The sequence below is a fragment of the Methylobacterium komagatae genome, from assembly GCF_042661665.1.
Taxonomy (GTDB): domain Bacteria; phylum Pseudomonadota; class Alphaproteobacteria; order Rhizobiales; family Beijerinckiaceae; genus Methylobacterium; species Methylobacterium komagatae.
On record NZ_JBHSWN010000001.1, the window covers coordinates 3,404,232 to 3,418,643 of the forward strand.

A 14,412-nucleotide genomic window follows, 5' to 3' on the forward strand; every position below is an offset into this window, starting at 1 on the left:
TTGCCGACCTGACCCGCCTCACACCAATTCGAGCACGGCTTCGGCAAAGGCCTCGGGCGCTTCCTGCGGGACGTTGTGGCCGATGCCCGGCAGGCGGCGGTAGCGGTAGGGGCCGCTGAACTTCGCCGAGTCGCCGGTCTCGGAGGTCGGCGGGAAAACTCCGCCGTCGCTGCCCTCCAGAACCTGCGTCGGGACCGTGATCATGGGTTGCGCGGCGAGGCGGGCCTCGATCTCGGCATAGGCGGGATCACCCGGCACGACGCCATAGCGCACGCGGTAGGAGTGGATCACCACCTCCACGAAATCGGGATTGTCGAAGGCCGCCGCGCTGCGCGCGAAGGTCTGCGCGTCGAAGTGCCAGTTCGGCGACCATTGCCGCCATAGCAATTCCGCGATTCCGGCACGATTCTCCGTCAACCCGGCGCGGCCGCGCTCGGTGTGGAAGTAGTATTGGTACCAGAGGCGGAATTCGGCTTCCGCAGAGGCGGGGCGGCCGGAGCGCGCAACGTCGTGCAGGTTGTAGCCGCTGCCGCCGGAGACGAGGCCTCGTGCCCGTTCGGGCCAGAGGGCGGCGACGACGCACGCGGCGCGCCCGCCCCAATCGTAGCCCGCCAGTACAGCCTGCCCGATGTCCAGCGCATCGAGGAAGGCCAGAAGATCCGCGCCCAAAGCCGCCTGCTCGCCGGAGCGAGGCGTCGCGGCCTCGGCGAAGCGCGTCGGCCCGTAGCCGCGCAGGTAGGGCACGAGGCAGCGGACGCCCCTGGCGGCGAGGATCTCGGCCGCCGGGAGGCAGGCATGGATGTCATAGGGGAAACCGTGCAGCAGGATGGCGGGCGGACCATCGGCGGGACCGATCTCGCGATAGGCGACATCGAGAACACCCGCGCGGATGTGCTTTTCGGCACCGGCTGACGCCATGGATCCAGGCTCCATTACTTCGACACGCGAGCAATCGCGTCGCATAGGCTTGCCGCACCTGTCCAGCGCCCGACCTACACCGCCATTCTCCAATCGAAGGACGGGCGGGCGATGGGGCTCTTGGACGGGGTGAAGGATGTGCTCGGCGATCTCGCTGCGGCGACGGAGCGGACGATCGCGGAAATCGGTGGGCAGAACATTCCCCTGGCCTTCGCGAAATTCTACCCCGGCGGCCTCCAGGGCTTCCTCGACCGCCTCCGTCAGGATGGCCACGGCACCGAAGTCGATTCCTGGTTGAACGGCACCGATCCGCGCCCCGTCTCGGCCTCGGTCCTGATGCAGGCCATCCCGGAGCCCGTCGCCGATTGCCTCGCGACCGATCTCGCGGTCTCGCGTGAGCGTCTGCCGGTCGCCCTCGCGGAGTTCCTGCCCGCTGCCGTCACGGGGGTGAGTGAGAACGGGCGCCTGACACCGCAGCCGACCTTTGCCAGCACGCAGGTGATCGACAAGCCGGCGGGCTGAGATCGGCCGAACCACAGGTTACGCGGGGGCCTACGACGACTCGAGCGTGGAACACCATTATCCTTCCGCCGATCGGGCCGTCCGGCCCCGGCGGAGGACGACACATGAGTATCTTCGGCTCCCTCGGCGATATGGCGATGAAGGCCCTGCCGGGCATCCTGCAACAGGTGCTGCCCGGCGGGCTCAACGCCCTGCTCGATCAGCTGCGCAAGAGCGGCTACGAATCGCAGGTGAACTCCTGGCTCGGCCGGGGGCCGAACGAGCCGATCACCGCCGACGATCTGCAGAAGGTGATGGGCAACGCCCAGGTCCGCGAGATTGCCGCGAAGCTCGGCATTCCGGTGGAGCAACTCTTCCCCACATTGGCCAAGACCCTGCCCGAGGCGGTGGATCAGCACAGCCCGAACGGCCATCTGCAGCCGCCGCAGGTCTGAAGGTGCCCCAAACGCAAACGGCGGCCCCGAGGGACCGCCGTTTCGTTTCCTGCGGAGAGCCTTAGTTGCTGGCGAGCTGGGACATCGGATCGACCGGCGCGCCGCTCTTGCGGATCTCGAAGTGCAGCTGCGGAGAGGTCACGTTGCCGGACGCGCCGGACTTGGCGATCGTCTGGCCGCGCTTCACCTTTTCGCCCGGCTTCACGTCCAGCTCGCCGTTATGGGCGTAGGCCGAGACGAAGCCGTTGGAGTGCCGCACCAGCACCAGCTTACCGTAACCCTTCACATCGGAGCCGGCGTAGGCGACGGTGCCGTCCTCGGCGGCCTTCACCGGCGTGCCTTCCGGCAGGGCGATGTTGATGCCTTCGTTGCCCGAGCTGCCGTAGCCGGAGATGACCCGGCCCTTCGCGGGCCAGCGGAAGTTGTCAGCGCTCGCCTGTGCGCTGGCCTGAGCGACGGAACCGGTCGCCGCAGGTTCTGACTTGGCGGGCTCCGCCTTGGCGACTTCGGTCTTCGGCGCAGCCTTGGTCTCGGCCTTCGCGACGTCGGCCTTGGCCTTCTCGGCGGCAGCCTGCTTCGAAGCCTCCTTGGCCGCCTCCTTGGCGGCTTCGCGCGCGGCCTTGGCCTCGGCGAGCTTCTGGGCGGCCTCTGCCTTGGCGGCGGTCTTGGCGGCGTCCTTCGCAGCCTCCTTGGCGGCTTCCTTCGCCTCCTTGGCCTTGTCGGCCGCGGACTTCGCTTCAGCCTTCTCGCCCTTGGCCTCGGCAACCTTGGTCTGGCCGGGGCGGACGTGCTTCTTCTCGCTCTCCTTCAGGGCGGCAAGCTTGCGCGCCTTCTCCTCGGCGGCCTTGGCTTCTGCAGCCTTGGCTTCCGCGATCTTGGCTTCGGCAGCCTTGCGGGCGGCGAGTTCCTTGGCGTCCTTCGCCTCGCGGGCTTCCTTCTCGCGGGCGGCGACGCGCTTGGCCTCCTGAGACTTGGCCTCCTGTGCCTTCGCTTCCTGGGCCCTGGCATCCCGCTCGCGGGCTTCCTTGGCTTCCAGCACCTTGGCGTCCTCGCGCTTCTCCTCGACGGCACGCGCGGGGCGGGCGCTCATGGAGGCGGCGGAAGGGTTGAGGCCGGACACGTTGTTGTAGGCGGGGATGACAATCTCGCGGCCGGGCGTGACCTGGCTGGCGCTCGACAGGCCGTTGGCCTGGAGTATCGCCGAAGCCGGCACGCCGTAGCGGGTCGCCATCTGGGCGAGGCTGTCATTCTTGGCGACGGTGATGCGCGTACCGCCCTGGGCGCTCCAGCCGGTCGAGCCGACGGAGGCGACCTTGGCAGGCGTCGCGGCAGCGGGCGGCGGCAGCGTGCTGGCCATCGGCGCCGGGCGCGACCCACCGGGGGCGCCGAGCGCCTCGGACTGGATCCGTCCGGTGCGCAGGGGCGCCACCGGCTTCACATCGTCATCCGGAAGGCTGCCGGTTGCGGCAGGCTCGGAAAAAGGATTGCTGAAAGGGCTGCTCAGCCGAGAGGCGTCGGAGGAACACGCCGCCGCGCCGCCTCCGATGATCCCGACGAGGGCGACGCGAGACAGCGTCCGAAACCCTCTGATCGCTCCACGCACCCGCATCGACGCACCCGCCACCACAACGCTACCCGATGCCGCAATGAAGCCGGATTCAGGTTAAGCAACCGTTCCCGTTCACCATAAGAAGTCTGATCAGGGCGGGCTCGCATGCAGTGCAGCGGAGCGCATCGCGGCGGGATCCGACTTTCCGTGACGGCGCGGCACCCCACATCCTTGATATGTTCACTCTGGGCAGGCCGCGCGACTCCCTCATCGATCTCCCCCGCCTGGAGACGGCGCGTCTGACCGTCGGCGGCCTGTCGCGGGAGGATGCGCCTGCGCTCGCGCGGCTTACCGACGACCCCGCCATTACCGGCGCGATCGACTTCCTGCCGTCGCCGTTCACTCTGGAGGACGCGAAGGGTCTGATCCATGGCGGCAGCCGCGAACGCGACCGCTTCCTCGGAATTCGCCGCCGGGCAGAGGGCCGCGATGCGGAACTCGTCGGCGTGGCGGGCGCGCATCTGCGCGGGGAGGGCCTGATCGAGATCGGCTACTGGATCGGGGGCGCCGCGCGGGGGCAGGGCCTCGCCTTCGAGGCAATCTCGGCGCTCGCCGCTGTCCTCATGCGGCGATTTCCCGCTCGGACCCTGGTGGCGGAGTGCCGCCCCGCGAACACGGCCTCCTGGGGGCTCTTGCACAAGCTCGGCTTCGAGGAGACCGGCGAGGATGGCCACCGGCCCGGCCGGAAGCTGCTCTCCTTGGAGCGCTCCTGAGGAACCGCGCAAACGAAAACGCCCCGGACCAAGTCCGGGGCGTCGTTCCGTCCGATGGGTCGGCGATCAGAAGGTGATGCCGGTCTCGACCATGTAGCGGTCCTGCGAGGTGCGGTTGCCGTCACGGCCGAAGCCGGTGCCCAGCGTGCCGTTCGCGATGCTGCCGCGGGTGATGCCACCGAGCTCGACGTGGGCGTATTCCAGACGGAGGAAGTAGCGGTCCCAGGTGAAGGTGGGCGTGATCGTGACGGAGAAGGCGTTGCTGCCCGCGCCGTAGAGAAGACTCGTGGTGCCCGAGCCGCGCACGCCGGTCTGCTCCTCGTACTCCACGCGACCTGCGAGAGCGAAATTATCCGTGAAGGAGTAGGCCGCGAGCAGGGCGCCGCCGTAGGTCGACGCGCTCTGCAGGATGCCGATGCGCGGGTCCGCCTCGACGTTCGTGTACTGGAAGTACGGCGTGATGATCCACGGGCCGTTCGAGTAGGTGTAGTTGATGTTGAAGATGCCGCTGTTCTGCTGGTTCAGCGGGGTGGCGAACTGGTAGCGCAGGCTCTTGGCCAGCACGTTCTGGCGGCCGAGGTTCACGCCGCCATTCACGCCGATCGTGTTCGAATCGTCGATCTTGTAGGCGACGTTACCGGTGAACCAGGAGATCTCGCCGGAGAAGAACCCATCGGTGCCCGCCACCGAGACCGACCACGGACCCTCGGCCCAGTTCAGCTGCACGCCGTGGTTGATCACGTTCTCCTGCGCGAAGAGCAGGCCGCGGTTGATGTTCAGGTTCTGGAAGGTGAAGGGCGCCTCGGAGCCGATGATGGTCGGCATGCGGCCGCCCTGCACCGACCACGCGTCGTTGATCTGGATCTTGCCGAAGGCCACCGGCAGCGGCGTGAACAGCAGGTCCGTCTGGTCGAGCGCGCTCAGATTCTGCACGCCGAGGCCGGGGATCGCGTAGGCGCCGCCCTGGATGAAGAACTGGAAGGTGCCCTCGGGCTTCTGGATCCAGCCCTGAAGGTTCGAGATGTCGAACCGCGCAGCGCGGTCAGCCGCGTAGCCGGGAGGGGCGAAGGCGGTCGGGAAGGGGTTGTTCTGGGTGTAGCCGTAGCCCGTCAGCGCGCCGCCGACATAGATGTCGCCCAGGGCACCCGCCGCGAAGCAGGTCGGGTTCGGGTTCGCCTTGATGACGCCGCCATAGGCCGGGCCGATCAGCGTGGCCTTGCAGGGCTCGACGGGGGGCGGAACCGGCACCGGAGCCTTCGCCGCGAGATCAGCCGAAAACGCCGCCGTGGACGAGAGGAGCAGGGCGGCCAGACCGGCCAGGGGAAAACGCTGAGGCATGTGTCGGGGCCCGGTTCGAAAAATCCACGGCCAAGCTGCCATCCGGTGCTTTTCGACACAAAATCAAAGAATTGGCACTTGCACACTTTTTGGGCAAAATTCATGGTGCAATGCGGGTCTATTAAACCATGTGACATACGCGCCACATCTGCGCGGCATGAAACGAATGCTTGCAACCTTTTGGTAAGACGCCCACGAACTCAATCGGCACCGACAGAGCCAAGTGGATCGCAGCGGAAGCCTCCATAGCCGCGTTGGGCGAGTCGCCCCGCCAGGGCCGGCAGGAAGACCATCGCCTCCTCGGCGAGTCGCCAGGGCGGGTTCACCAAGATGAGGCCGCTCCCGGAAAGGCGGGTCGGATCGTCGGGCCGTTCGATGAGCAGGTCGAGGCGGAGTGCCGGGCGGGCAAGGCCGGCATCGAGTTCGGCCGCCATCCGGTCGATGGCGGTGGCATCCTTCACCGGATACCACGCGAGGAAGATCCCGGTCGGCCACTTGGCCACCGCCCGCAGGAGATGGGCGCCCAAGCGCTCGACCTCCCCGGGGATTTCGTAGGGCGGATCGATGAGTACGAGGCCGCGCCGCTCGGGCGGCGGGATCTGCGCGTTCACCGCCGTCCAACCATCGAGGTGCAGCACCTTGGTCCGCGAATCGCTGTTGTACCGTTCCTTGAGCAAGGCGGCGTCCTGCGGGTGCAGTTCCACGAATACGCCCCTGTCGCCCGGCCGCAGGAATTCGCGGATCACGGCCGGGGAGCCGGGATAGGCCGCCGGACCATGGCGCTCGCGGGTCGCGGCCACCGCCTCGCGATAGGGCGCGAGCAGCGTCTCCACCGGCTCGGGGAAGGGCTCGGCGAGCCGCCCCCAGCCCTCGTGCCACTCGCCCGTGCGGCGGGCTTCGTCCGCCTCCAGATCGTAGAAGCCGAGACCCGCGAAGGCGTCGAGCGCCCGGAAGGGTTTATCCTTGAGGCAGAGATGGGCGAGCACGCGGGCGAGCACGAGGTGCTTGAGCACATCGGCGTGGTTTCCCGCGTGGAAGGCGTGCCGGTAATTCATGGGGACCGGTCAAGCGGATCCGGCGCCGCCGGTCCAGCACCGAGATCACATTTTCTCGGCGGAATGTTCGTCAGCGCGCCGAATCGAGGGTGATCTGCGGCGCGCGGCAATTGCTGCGGGCGAGATCGGGACAGGCGGTGAAGCCGCGCAGATCCTTCGAGAAGCAGATCCGCACCTCGGTGAGCTGCCCCCTGGCGCAGGACACGGCCATCATGTCCGGCCGCAGACCGTCATTGGCGGCCACGAAGCGCCGGGCAATCTCGATCGGTGCGAGGCTCTGTCCGCCGGTCTTCAGCGTGTCGGGGATCGTCACGGCCCTCCGCGCCTGCTTGGCGGCCGAGAAATAGGCCGCCGGATCGAGGCCGGAGCAGGTACCGTGCTTGCGCCACTCGTACCGGGCTAGCCCCTCGCTCGGATAGACCTGACCCGCGACCTCCATCGCCTGCTGGGTGATGGGGCGCTGAACAGCCGAGCAGTTCTGCGGGTAGCCGCGCGAATATTGCGGCCAGAGTCCATGCACGACAAAGCCGAGGCCGCGCCCCGGAGCGCATTGCGGCTCGTCACGGCGGGCGCCTTCCCCCTCGCAATAGGTCGGCGACCAGGACAAGGCGAGGACGTAGAAGTCGAAATCGCCCGGCGATCCCCGGCGGCCGAAACCGCCGTAATCCTGCGCGGTGGAGGGCAGGGCGGCAGACAGCGACGCCAACAGGGCGAGGCCGGTGCGGATCGCGCAGTGACGCATGGGCGTGCGTCCGCTCAGGGCCGCGCCATCCGGCAGGCGGTCGAGTAGGCATAGGACAGGTCGCGGTCGAGCCCGTGAACGCAGAGCTCGACGCCCCAGGTGGCGCCGATGATGCCCAGGCTCTCGCGCACCGAGTAATCGACCTTACGGCGCAGGCCGTCCGAGGTGGTGGCCACGGCCGTGCAGAAGCGGCGCGGAATCGTGTCGAGGCCCCAGGGGCGCCACGCCGTCCGCTCGATCCGGTCGAAGGACACGATCGTCATGGACGAGTTCCAGTACTTCGCTTCCTTCTCGGCGAAGTTCGTCGCCACCTTCTCCAGCACGTCCGGATCCTGGCAGCCGGGGATCTGAGCGTCGTAGGGGAACACGCGCTCCTCGGCGGGCTCGACATCCTCGCGGGCGGAGCGAGCCTCGGCAGCGCTGAAGGCGGTCAGCCCGACGGCGATTCCGAGGGTGAGGCGGACGAGATGGGAGCGCATGACATGAGTCCGAACCAGCATGCCGAGACGATGGCCGCGACGCGCCGCCAGTCAAGCCGCCAGCGGGCCGCCCAGACGGTTTGACCGCCCGGTGCGGCGCGCGGGCCACGGTGAAAAGACGAGCGGCTTGAACCTATCGCGGCGTCGAGGCGGTGTCCGGCGGCGTGGCCGGGACGACGGGCGTCGCCTTGGTCCACCAAAAGCCGATCGCGAGGATGCCGATGAAGATCGCGGAGATGAACCCGCTGAGCAGTAAGCGTCGCATAGAGTCGGTATAGGGCGCTCGCCGTCGATCAGTAGATCGGACCATCCACCGATGGGGGCGGTGCGCCGAGTTGCAGCGGCTCACCCTCGTCCCCAGCAGGCTCCTCGGGCACGGCAGCGACCCGGGGCGCGGGGCGCGGAGCGAAGGCCGGGCGGGCCTGCACCGAGGTGTAGGCCGAAGGCGCCTGGGCCGGGGCGCGCACGGGCGCACGAGCCACCTGCGTCGCGCTATGAGCGCGCGACATCGGCGAGACACCGTAGGGATCGTCCTCCTCGATATCCACCGGCGCCTGCGGCGGCGCGGGCTGGCGCGGCGGCGGCACGGGCTTCGAAAGCGGGCGCGGCCCATCGCCACCAAGCTGCGGCGTGAACTTGATCAACGGCTGGCAGATTCGGCGCAGGCCGCGCGGATCGTGCCGGGCCAGATCCACGTGGATATGATCGTAGTGGAACACGTTCGAGCCCGGGGCCAGCACGGTCGTGAAGCGCTGGCAGGCGCCCAGGAAGACTTCCCGCAGGAAGTTCTGCTCGGCCTCGGTGCCCCGCCATCCGCCCTTCACAGTGATGACGTGCCCATCCGCGAGCTTGAACGACATGATGTCGACGGCGTTGCCGAAGCCATGTTCGGAAAGCTTGGCGCCGGGCTGGTTGTTGCGCCCACGGCAGGAATAGGAGCCCGCGTTGATCTCGGCCACGGGCACGCCGAAATAGAGTTCGGCGGCGGGTTGGATCGTATCTGCAAGCCACGCTTCGGCCTCGGCGAGTGCCGGGCAGCCGAGGGTCATGCGCTGCTTCAGCAGCACGGAGCCGTTCCCGAGCCGCGTCACCCGGAAGGGCTGCTGCATGCCGCAGGGGCCGGGGCCATCGATGGCGGCGGCGGGGGTGATGAACTCGGTCTGCGTCACGAGCTTCTTGGCGAGGCAGACCTGCTCGGCCTGATCGCGCCAGGGATCGCGCCGCTCGAACCGGTTGACCGAGCAGGCCGTGAGGGCCGCCCCGAACAGGGCAAGGCCTGAGAACGCGAGAACGCTACGCCGCATGATCGGGACGTTGCGCACGATCCCGTAAACGCTTCGTCAAGCGCGTTTTCGCTTCGGGGACCGGTGTGACACGGGCCTTTCGCAACCCAGGCTGTTGACAGCCCCCCGCTCCGGTCGACCAGATAAGGAATGCTATCGCTCCTCGATCTCCGTGCCCGCATCGCCGCCGGAACGCTGACCCCGGCCGGCGCCATCGACCTTTGCCGGGAGGCGATCGCGAACCGCGATCCCGCCATCGGGGCCTTCGTGGCCATCGATCAGAATCCCGTGATCCCGCAGGACGGGCCGCTCGCGGGCATCGCGGTCGGCATCAAGGACATCATCGACACCGCGACCCTGCCGACCCAGATGGGCGCCGCGATCTACGAGGGCTGGCAACCGAGGGCCGACGCGGCCATCGTTTCGCGGCTCAAGGAGCGCGGTGCCGTGGCGCTCGCCAAGACCACCACCACTGCCTTCGCCAGCTCAGATCCCACCACGACGCGCAATCCGCACGATCCCGGACATACGCCGGGTGGCTCCTCCGCAGGCTCGGCAGCGGCGGTCGGCGCGGGAATGCTGCCTCTGGCTCTGGGCACCCAGACGGCGGGCTCGGTGATCCGCCCGGCGAGCTTCTGCGGCTGCGCGGCGATCAAGCCGTCCTTCCGGCTGATCCCTACGGTCGGGGTGAAGACGTGGTCCTGGGCGCTCGACACGGTCGGCCTGTTCGCGGCCAGCGTGCCGGATCTCGCCTACGCGCTCGCCGCCATCACCGGGCGGGACGGCATCGAGGGGGAGGAGACCTCGTCCCCGCGCATCGCGGTGGTGAGACAGGATTTCGCCGGGGCGCCGGAGGCCGCCGCCGATGCTGCTCTGGCGACCGCGCGGGCCGCCGCCGAGAAGGCTGGCGCTCAGGTCTTCGATCTGTCCCTGCCTCAGGAACTCGTCACCGCCTGGGAGCGCCACGGCGCCCTCCAGGATTTCGAGGCGCGGCAGGCCCTGGGCTTCGAGGTCACCCACCACCGGGACGCGCTGCCGCCCGAGGTGCGCCGCAACCTCGAAGCCGGGGATGCCGTCGCACCGGCGACCTACGACGATGCTCGCCGCCATGCTCACCGCGCCCGGCGGGTCTTGAAGGACCTGTTCGGCGGGTTCGATGCGATCCTGACCTTCTCGGCGCCGGGCCCGGCCCCAGCGACGCTCGTCTCCACGGGCAATCCACGCTTCAACCGGCTCTGGACCTTGATGGGCGTGCCCTGCGTGAACGTCCCCGTGCCCGGCGACGGCCTGCCGGTGGGCGTGCAGGTCGTCGGCCGGTTCGGCGGTGACGGTCAAGCCCTCGCGGTGGCGCGGCTGATCGAGGGGGCCTTACGAGGGTAGCGCCCCCCGCGACATCAAGAGGCCGCGTGCTCGCCGAGCGTATCCTCGACATAGAGCTGCTCCAGCAGCACCTTGATCACCGCGAGCATCGGCAGGGCCAGCGCGATGCCCCAGAGGCCGAAGATCACGCCGAGGATCAACTGCCCGGCGAAAATCGTCGCCGGGGGGATGTCGAGGGCGCGCTTCTGGATGAAGGGCGTCAGCCCGTAGCTCTCCAGACATTGCACGGCGAGGTAGACGCCGAGCGCGCCCAGCAGCGCCTTCAGCCCCGAGGCGAGAGCGGCGAGCAGGATGACGACGCCCGCCACCAGCGGCCCCACCGTCGGCACGAAGGCCAACAACCCCGCCTGGAGGCCGAGGATCAGAGCTCCGCCGATACCGAGGAAGGCGAGCCCGGCCCAGGTAAACAGGAAGATCGCCGTCATGGTCAGCAACTGGCCGAACAGCCAGTGGCGCAGGGTCTCGCCCGCCCCATCGAGCACCTTCGATGCGCGGGAGCGCTTACGGGGCGGGATGAAGCGGAGCACCCCGTCGCGGTAGCTCGCCGGGTCGGCCGCGAAGGCGACACCGAGGAAGACGATCACCAGCAGGTTGCCGACCGCATCCATCAGACCGAGCACCACCGCCGTCGCTGGACCGAGCACGCTCCCCGCACTCGACAGCACCGAACTCGAACTCTTGAGCAGGCCGGAGGCGAGGCCGCCGAGGCCCCCTCCTGCTGGCCGGGCTCTCGCCCGGAGCGACCATCCTCCTTCGACGTCGAACCGAGGAGCGGCACGTCGATTCCATGATCGGCGAGCCAGCTATTCACCGAGTCCGCCTGGGTCTTGATGGTGCCGCCGAGTTCGCGACCCTGCTGAGCGATGGTCGCGCCGCCGTAACTGGCGAATCCCAGGGCGAAGAGCGCGACGGTGAGGCTCGCCAGGGTCAGGCGCAGGCTACGCGGCAGCGGCAGGACATAGGCCAGCGCCCGCGTCAGACCGTCGAGGAACACGCCGAGGAGCATGCCCGCGAAGATCAGGAGCAGCGTTCCCGCCGACATCCAGGCGAGGGCGAGGGCAGCCGTGAAACAGACCACGGCGATGCCGGAGCCGGCGAGCGGCGCCGCGCCCCGCCATGGTCCGACCGGACCCTTGAGGGCGTCGAGCTTCGATTCGGTCATGGGGCTCCTTGCCGACCTGAGGTGCCCGTCGAACGCTGCCCCGGCCGCCCGGTCAACCCCCGGCGACCAATTCGCGAGATGCGCGTTGTGACCGCACGATCGAGAGTGAGGAGATGTCGTCCATGGACAATTACGGAAGCACCCGGTTCAACCACCTCGCCCCCGGCGACAACATCGACAAGCGCGATCAACTCAGCAGCGTCATCCTCCTCGGCCTAGCCGTGGCGGGGGGAGCCATCTCGGTACTGCTGAACGCGATCGTCTGAGGCTTCGCCCTCAGGCCCTCGCCGTCTTCCAGCGATCCGCTGCCGCATCGTCGGCGGCGGTGGCCTCGACCCAGCTTCCGGTCGTGCCGTCGGCGAGGTGCTCGCGCTTCCAGAACGGCGCCCGGGTCTTCAGGTAATCCATCAGGAAGCTCGCCGCCTCGAAGGCTGCGATCCGGTGGCCGGAGGCCGTCACCACGAGAACGATCCCGTCACCGGGCCGGACGAGCCCGTGCCGATGGATGACCCGCGCTGCGAGAAGCGGCCAGCGGGCGAAGGCGTCCTCGACCACCCGGCCGATCTCGGCCTCGGCCATGCCGGGATAATGCTCCAGTTCGAGGGCGGCGAGGCGTCCGGCCTCGTCACGGCACAGGCCGGAAAAGGTCACGACGGCCCCCGCCCGGCCCGCGAGCCCGGCTTCGAGGCGAGCGACCTCCTGGGCAAGGTCGAAGGGCTCGGATTGGATCGAGACCGTCGCGGCGGACATCGGATACTCCATGGCGGTCTCTTGACGGGGCGCCTGACTGGTTGTGCAGCGCCCTATATGGCACGGAGGGCAGCCGGGCCGAACCGGGATCCGCAGGAGGCATGAGGCATCGATGAATCCAGAGATGACGCTGCCTTTCGGGGGCGAGACCCCCGTCTTCGCCAGCCGTCCTGTCTGGTGCGGGCGCGACAGCACGGTGATCGGCTCGGCGCGGATCGGCGCGCAAGCCTGGCTCGGCGATGCGGCGGTGATCCGCGCGGATGGCCAGCCGGTGGTGCTGGGCGACCGCTTCTGGCTCGGCCACCGCTCGACGGTGCATATCGCGACCTTCGACCAGGGCACGATCTGCGGCGACCGGGTGACCGTGGGACGCAACAGCGTGATCCACGCCTGCACCCTCGGCTCGGACGTGGTGGTCGAGGACGACGTGGTGATCCTGGACGGAGCGAGCGTCGGCGACGGCGCGGTGATCGAGGCGGGCGCCACAGTGTTCCCGCGCGCCGAACTCGCGGGCGGCTTCGCTTATGCCGGCAGCCCGGCGCGACCGGTGCGTCCCATCGAACTCGGCGAGGTGGCCGAACGGGCCGAGCGCATCCGTGAGCGCAGCGCCGAAGGGATCGGCCCCGATTCCGACCCGCCGCAGGATATCGACCCGGATGTGTTCGTGGCCCGCACCGCGCGCCTGCGGGGACGCGTCGGCCTCGGCGCAGGGGCAAGCGTGCTGTTCTGCTGTGCCCTGGAGGCGGAAGCGGGCCCCATCGTGGTCGGCGCCGACACCAACATCCAGGACAACACGGTGATCCGCAGCCGGGGCGAGGGCGTCGTGATCGGGCGTGACACGACCATCGCACACAATGTCCGCATCGCCGATTGCCGGATCGGCGCGCGCTCCCTCATCGGGATCGGCGCGGTGGTGGCACCGGGCACGCTGATCGCCGATGACGTGATGCTCGCCGCGGGAGCGACCACCGATCCGGGCCAGATCCTCGAATCCGGCTACCTCTGGGGTGGACGCCCCGCCCGGATCCTCTCACCCCTCGATGCCGACCGCCGAACAATGATGCTGCGCATCGTCGAGAGCTATTGCCAGCACGGCCGGGACTATCGCCAGGCGCAGGAGCAGCTTGCGGGCTGACGAACAACCTCGTTCTTCCCCCAAAGCGAAGCGATCCAGGGACAGGCCACGCTCGAAAGCGGCCTGCCCCTGGATTGCTTTACCGCGTTCGTAAGGACGACGAAGGCGTCAGTGCTGCAGGATCTTGGATAGGAAGGTCTGTGCGCGCTCGGAACGAGGGCTGCCGAAGAAATCGTCCTTCGTGGCGTCCTCGACGATCTCGCCCCGGTCCATGAAGATCACCCGGTCGGCGACCTTGCGGGCGAAGCCCATCTCGTGGGTCACGACCATCATGGTCATGCCTTCCTTGGCGAGTTCGACCATTACGTCCAGCACCTCGCCGACCATCTCGGGGTCGAGGGCTGAGGTCGGCTCATCGAACAGCATCACGACCGGGTTCATGGCCAGCGCGCGGGCGATGGCCACGCGCTGCTGCTGGCCGCCGGAGGCTGGCCGGGGAACTTGTGGGCGTGGGCGCCGAGGCCGACGCGGGCGAGCAGGTCGAGACCGCGCTTCTTGGCGTCGTCCGCCCCACGGCCCAGCACCTTGCGCTGGGCGATGGTGAGGTTGTCGGTGATGGTCAGGTGCGGGAACAGCTCGAAGTGCTGGAACACCATGCCGACCCGCGAGCGAAGCTTCGGCAGGTTGGTCGACTTGTCGAGCACCTTGGTGCCCGCCACCGTGATCTGACCCTTCTGGAAGGGCTCCAGCGCGTTGACGCACTTGATGAGCGTCGACTTGCCCGAGCCCGAAGGGCCGCACACCACCACGACCTCGCCCTTGGCGACCTTGGTGGTGCAATCGGTCAGCACCCGGAACTCACCGTACCATTTGCTGATATTGTCGATGGCGATCATCGTCTCGCCCAGCGCGGCTTTCGGCTGGCCGGAGACGAGGGAGCCCGGCTGGAGGC

At 68.6% G+C, this 14,412-nt stretch carries 15 protein-coding genes and 2 pseudogenes; 6 read left to right on the forward strand and 11 right to left on the reverse strand.

Annotated features, from left to right (window positions below):
* Positions 1 to 18 precede the first annotated feature (18 nt).
* Positions 19 to 918, reverse strand: a complete 900-nt coding sequence (locus ACFQE0_RS16970; RefSeq protein ID WP_378971732.1) for an alpha/beta fold hydrolase — start codon at positions 916 to 918, stop codon at positions 19 to 21.
* Positions 919 to 1,029: 111 nt separating this feature from the next.
* Between ACFQE0_RS16970 and ACFQE0_RS16975 the strand changes: the two genes are divergently transcribed.
* Positions 1,030 to 1,440: a YidB family protein gene (locus ACFQE0_RS16975; RefSeq protein ID WP_378971734.1), complete on the forward strand. Its 411-nt coding sequence runs from the start codon at positions 1,030 to 1,032 to the stop codon at positions 1,438 to 1,440.
* A gap of 71 nt (positions 1,441 to 1,511) precedes the next feature.
* Positions 1,512 to 1,874, forward strand: coding sequence for a YidB family protein (locus ACFQE0_RS16980; RefSeq protein WP_378975528.1), 363 nt, complete (start codon positions 1,512 to 1,514; stop codon positions 1,872 to 1,874).
* Positions 1,875 to 1,935: 61 nt separating this feature from the next.
* Here ACFQE0_RS16980 and ACFQE0_RS16985 read toward each other — a convergent pair whose 3' ends face one another.
* On the reverse strand, positions 1,936 to 3,483 hold the full coding sequence (locus ACFQE0_RS16985; RefSeq protein ID WP_465264077.1) for a peptidoglycan DD-metalloendopeptidase family protein: 1,548 nt from the start codon (positions 3,481 to 3,483) through the stop codon (positions 1,936 to 1,938).
* Between the two features lie 176 nt (positions 3,484 to 3,659).
* Between ACFQE0_RS16985 and ACFQE0_RS16990 the strand changes: the two genes are divergently transcribed.
* Positions 3,660 to 4,196 carry a GNAT family N-acetyltransferase gene (locus ACFQE0_RS16990; protein WP_378971739.1) on the forward strand — a complete coding sequence of 179 codons (537 nt, stop codon included), beginning with the start codon at positions 3,660 to 3,662 and terminating at the stop codon, positions 4,194 to 4,196.
* Between the two features lie 66 nt (positions 4,197 to 4,262).
* Here the strand turns inward: ACFQE0_RS16990 and ACFQE0_RS16995 are convergent, their stop codons facing one another.
* The 6 genes from ACFQE0_RS16995 to ACFQE0_RS17020 form a co-directional block, all read right to left on the reverse strand.
* Positions 4,263 to 5,534 carry a porin gene (locus tag ACFQE0_RS16995; protein ID WP_378971742.1) on the reverse strand — a complete coding sequence of 424 codons (1,272 nt, stop codon included), beginning with the start codon at positions 5,532 to 5,534 and terminating at the stop codon, positions 4,263 to 4,265.
* A gap of 200 nt (positions 5,535 to 5,734) precedes the next feature.
* Complete coding sequence (locus ACFQE0_RS17000) at positions 5,735 to 6,589, reverse strand: 23S rRNA (adenine(2030)-N(6))-methyltransferase RlmJ (protein WP_378971744.1); 855 nt, start codon at positions 6,587 to 6,589, stop codon at positions 5,735 to 5,737.
* 70 nt (positions 6,590 to 6,659) lie between these two features.
* On the reverse strand, positions 6,660 to 7,331 hold the full coding sequence (locus tag ACFQE0_RS17005; protein ID WP_378971747.1) for a ribonuclease T2 family protein: 672 nt from the start codon (positions 7,329 to 7,331) through the stop codon (positions 6,660 to 6,662).
* Positions 7,332 to 7,345: 14 nt separating this feature from the next.
* Positions 7,346 to 7,810, reverse strand: coding sequence for a hypothetical protein (locus ACFQE0_RS17010; RefSeq protein WP_378971749.1), 465 nt, complete (start codon positions 7,808 to 7,810; stop codon positions 7,346 to 7,348).
* A gap of 133 nt (positions 7,811 to 7,943) precedes the next feature.
* Positions 7,944 to 8,075 carry a hypothetical protein gene (locus tag ACFQE0_RS17015; protein WP_378971751.1) on the reverse strand — a complete coding sequence of 44 codons (132 nt, stop codon included), beginning with the start codon at positions 8,073 to 8,075 and terminating at the stop codon, positions 7,944 to 7,946.
* A gap of 28 nt (positions 8,076 to 8,103) precedes the next feature.
* Positions 8,104 to 9,114 (reverse strand): extensin-like domain-containing protein, encoded by a 1,011-nt coding sequence (locus ACFQE0_RS17020; RefSeq protein WP_378975530.1) that lies wholly within the window; start codon positions 9,112 to 9,114, stop codon positions 8,104 to 8,106.
* A gap of 129 nt (positions 9,115 to 9,243) precedes the next feature.
* Here ACFQE0_RS17020 and ACFQE0_RS17025 point away from each other — a divergent pair, with 129 nt between their 5' ends.
* Positions 9,244 to 10,473 (forward strand): amidase, encoded by a 1,230-nt coding sequence (locus tag ACFQE0_RS17025; RefSeq protein WP_378971753.1) that lies wholly within the window; start codon positions 9,244 to 9,246, stop codon positions 10,471 to 10,473.
* 14 nt (positions 10,474 to 10,487) lie between these two features.
* Here ACFQE0_RS17025 and ACFQE0_RS17030 read toward each other — a convergent pair.
* Positions 10,488 to 11,635, reverse strand: a pseudogene (locus tag ACFQE0_RS17030) (AI-2E family transporter).
* A gap of 122 nt (positions 11,636 to 11,757) precedes the next feature.
* On the opposite strand from ACFQE0_RS17030, the gene ACFQE0_RS17035 reads away from it, so the two are divergent.
* On the forward strand, positions 11,758 to 11,901 hold the full coding sequence (locus ACFQE0_RS17035) for a hypothetical protein (RefSeq protein WP_378971756.1): 144 nt from the start codon (positions 11,758 to 11,760) through the stop codon (positions 11,899 to 11,901).
* A gap of 10 nt (positions 11,902 to 11,911) precedes the next feature.
* Here ACFQE0_RS17035 and ACFQE0_RS17040 read toward each other — a convergent pair whose 3' ends face one another.
* Positions 11,912 to 12,385 (reverse strand): molybdenum cofactor biosynthesis protein MoaE, encoded by a 474-nt coding sequence (locus ACFQE0_RS17040; RefSeq protein ID WP_378971758.1) that lies wholly within the window; start codon positions 12,383 to 12,385, stop codon positions 11,912 to 11,914.
* Positions 12,386 to 12,497: 112 nt separating this feature from the next.
* Between ACFQE0_RS17040 and ACFQE0_RS17045 the strand changes: the two genes are divergently transcribed.
* On the forward strand, positions 12,498 to 13,520 hold the full coding sequence (locus ACFQE0_RS17045) for a gamma carbonic anhydrase family protein (protein WP_378971760.1): 1,023 nt from the start codon (positions 12,498 to 12,500) through the stop codon (positions 13,518 to 13,520).
* 108 nt (positions 13,521 to 13,628) lie between these two features.
* Here ACFQE0_RS17045 and ACFQE0_RS17050 read toward each other — a convergent pair.
* Positions 13,629 to 14,356, reverse strand: a pseudogene (locus ACFQE0_RS17050) (amino acid ABC transporter ATP-binding protein).
* Between the last annotated feature and the right edge of the window lie 56 nt (positions 14,357 to 14,412).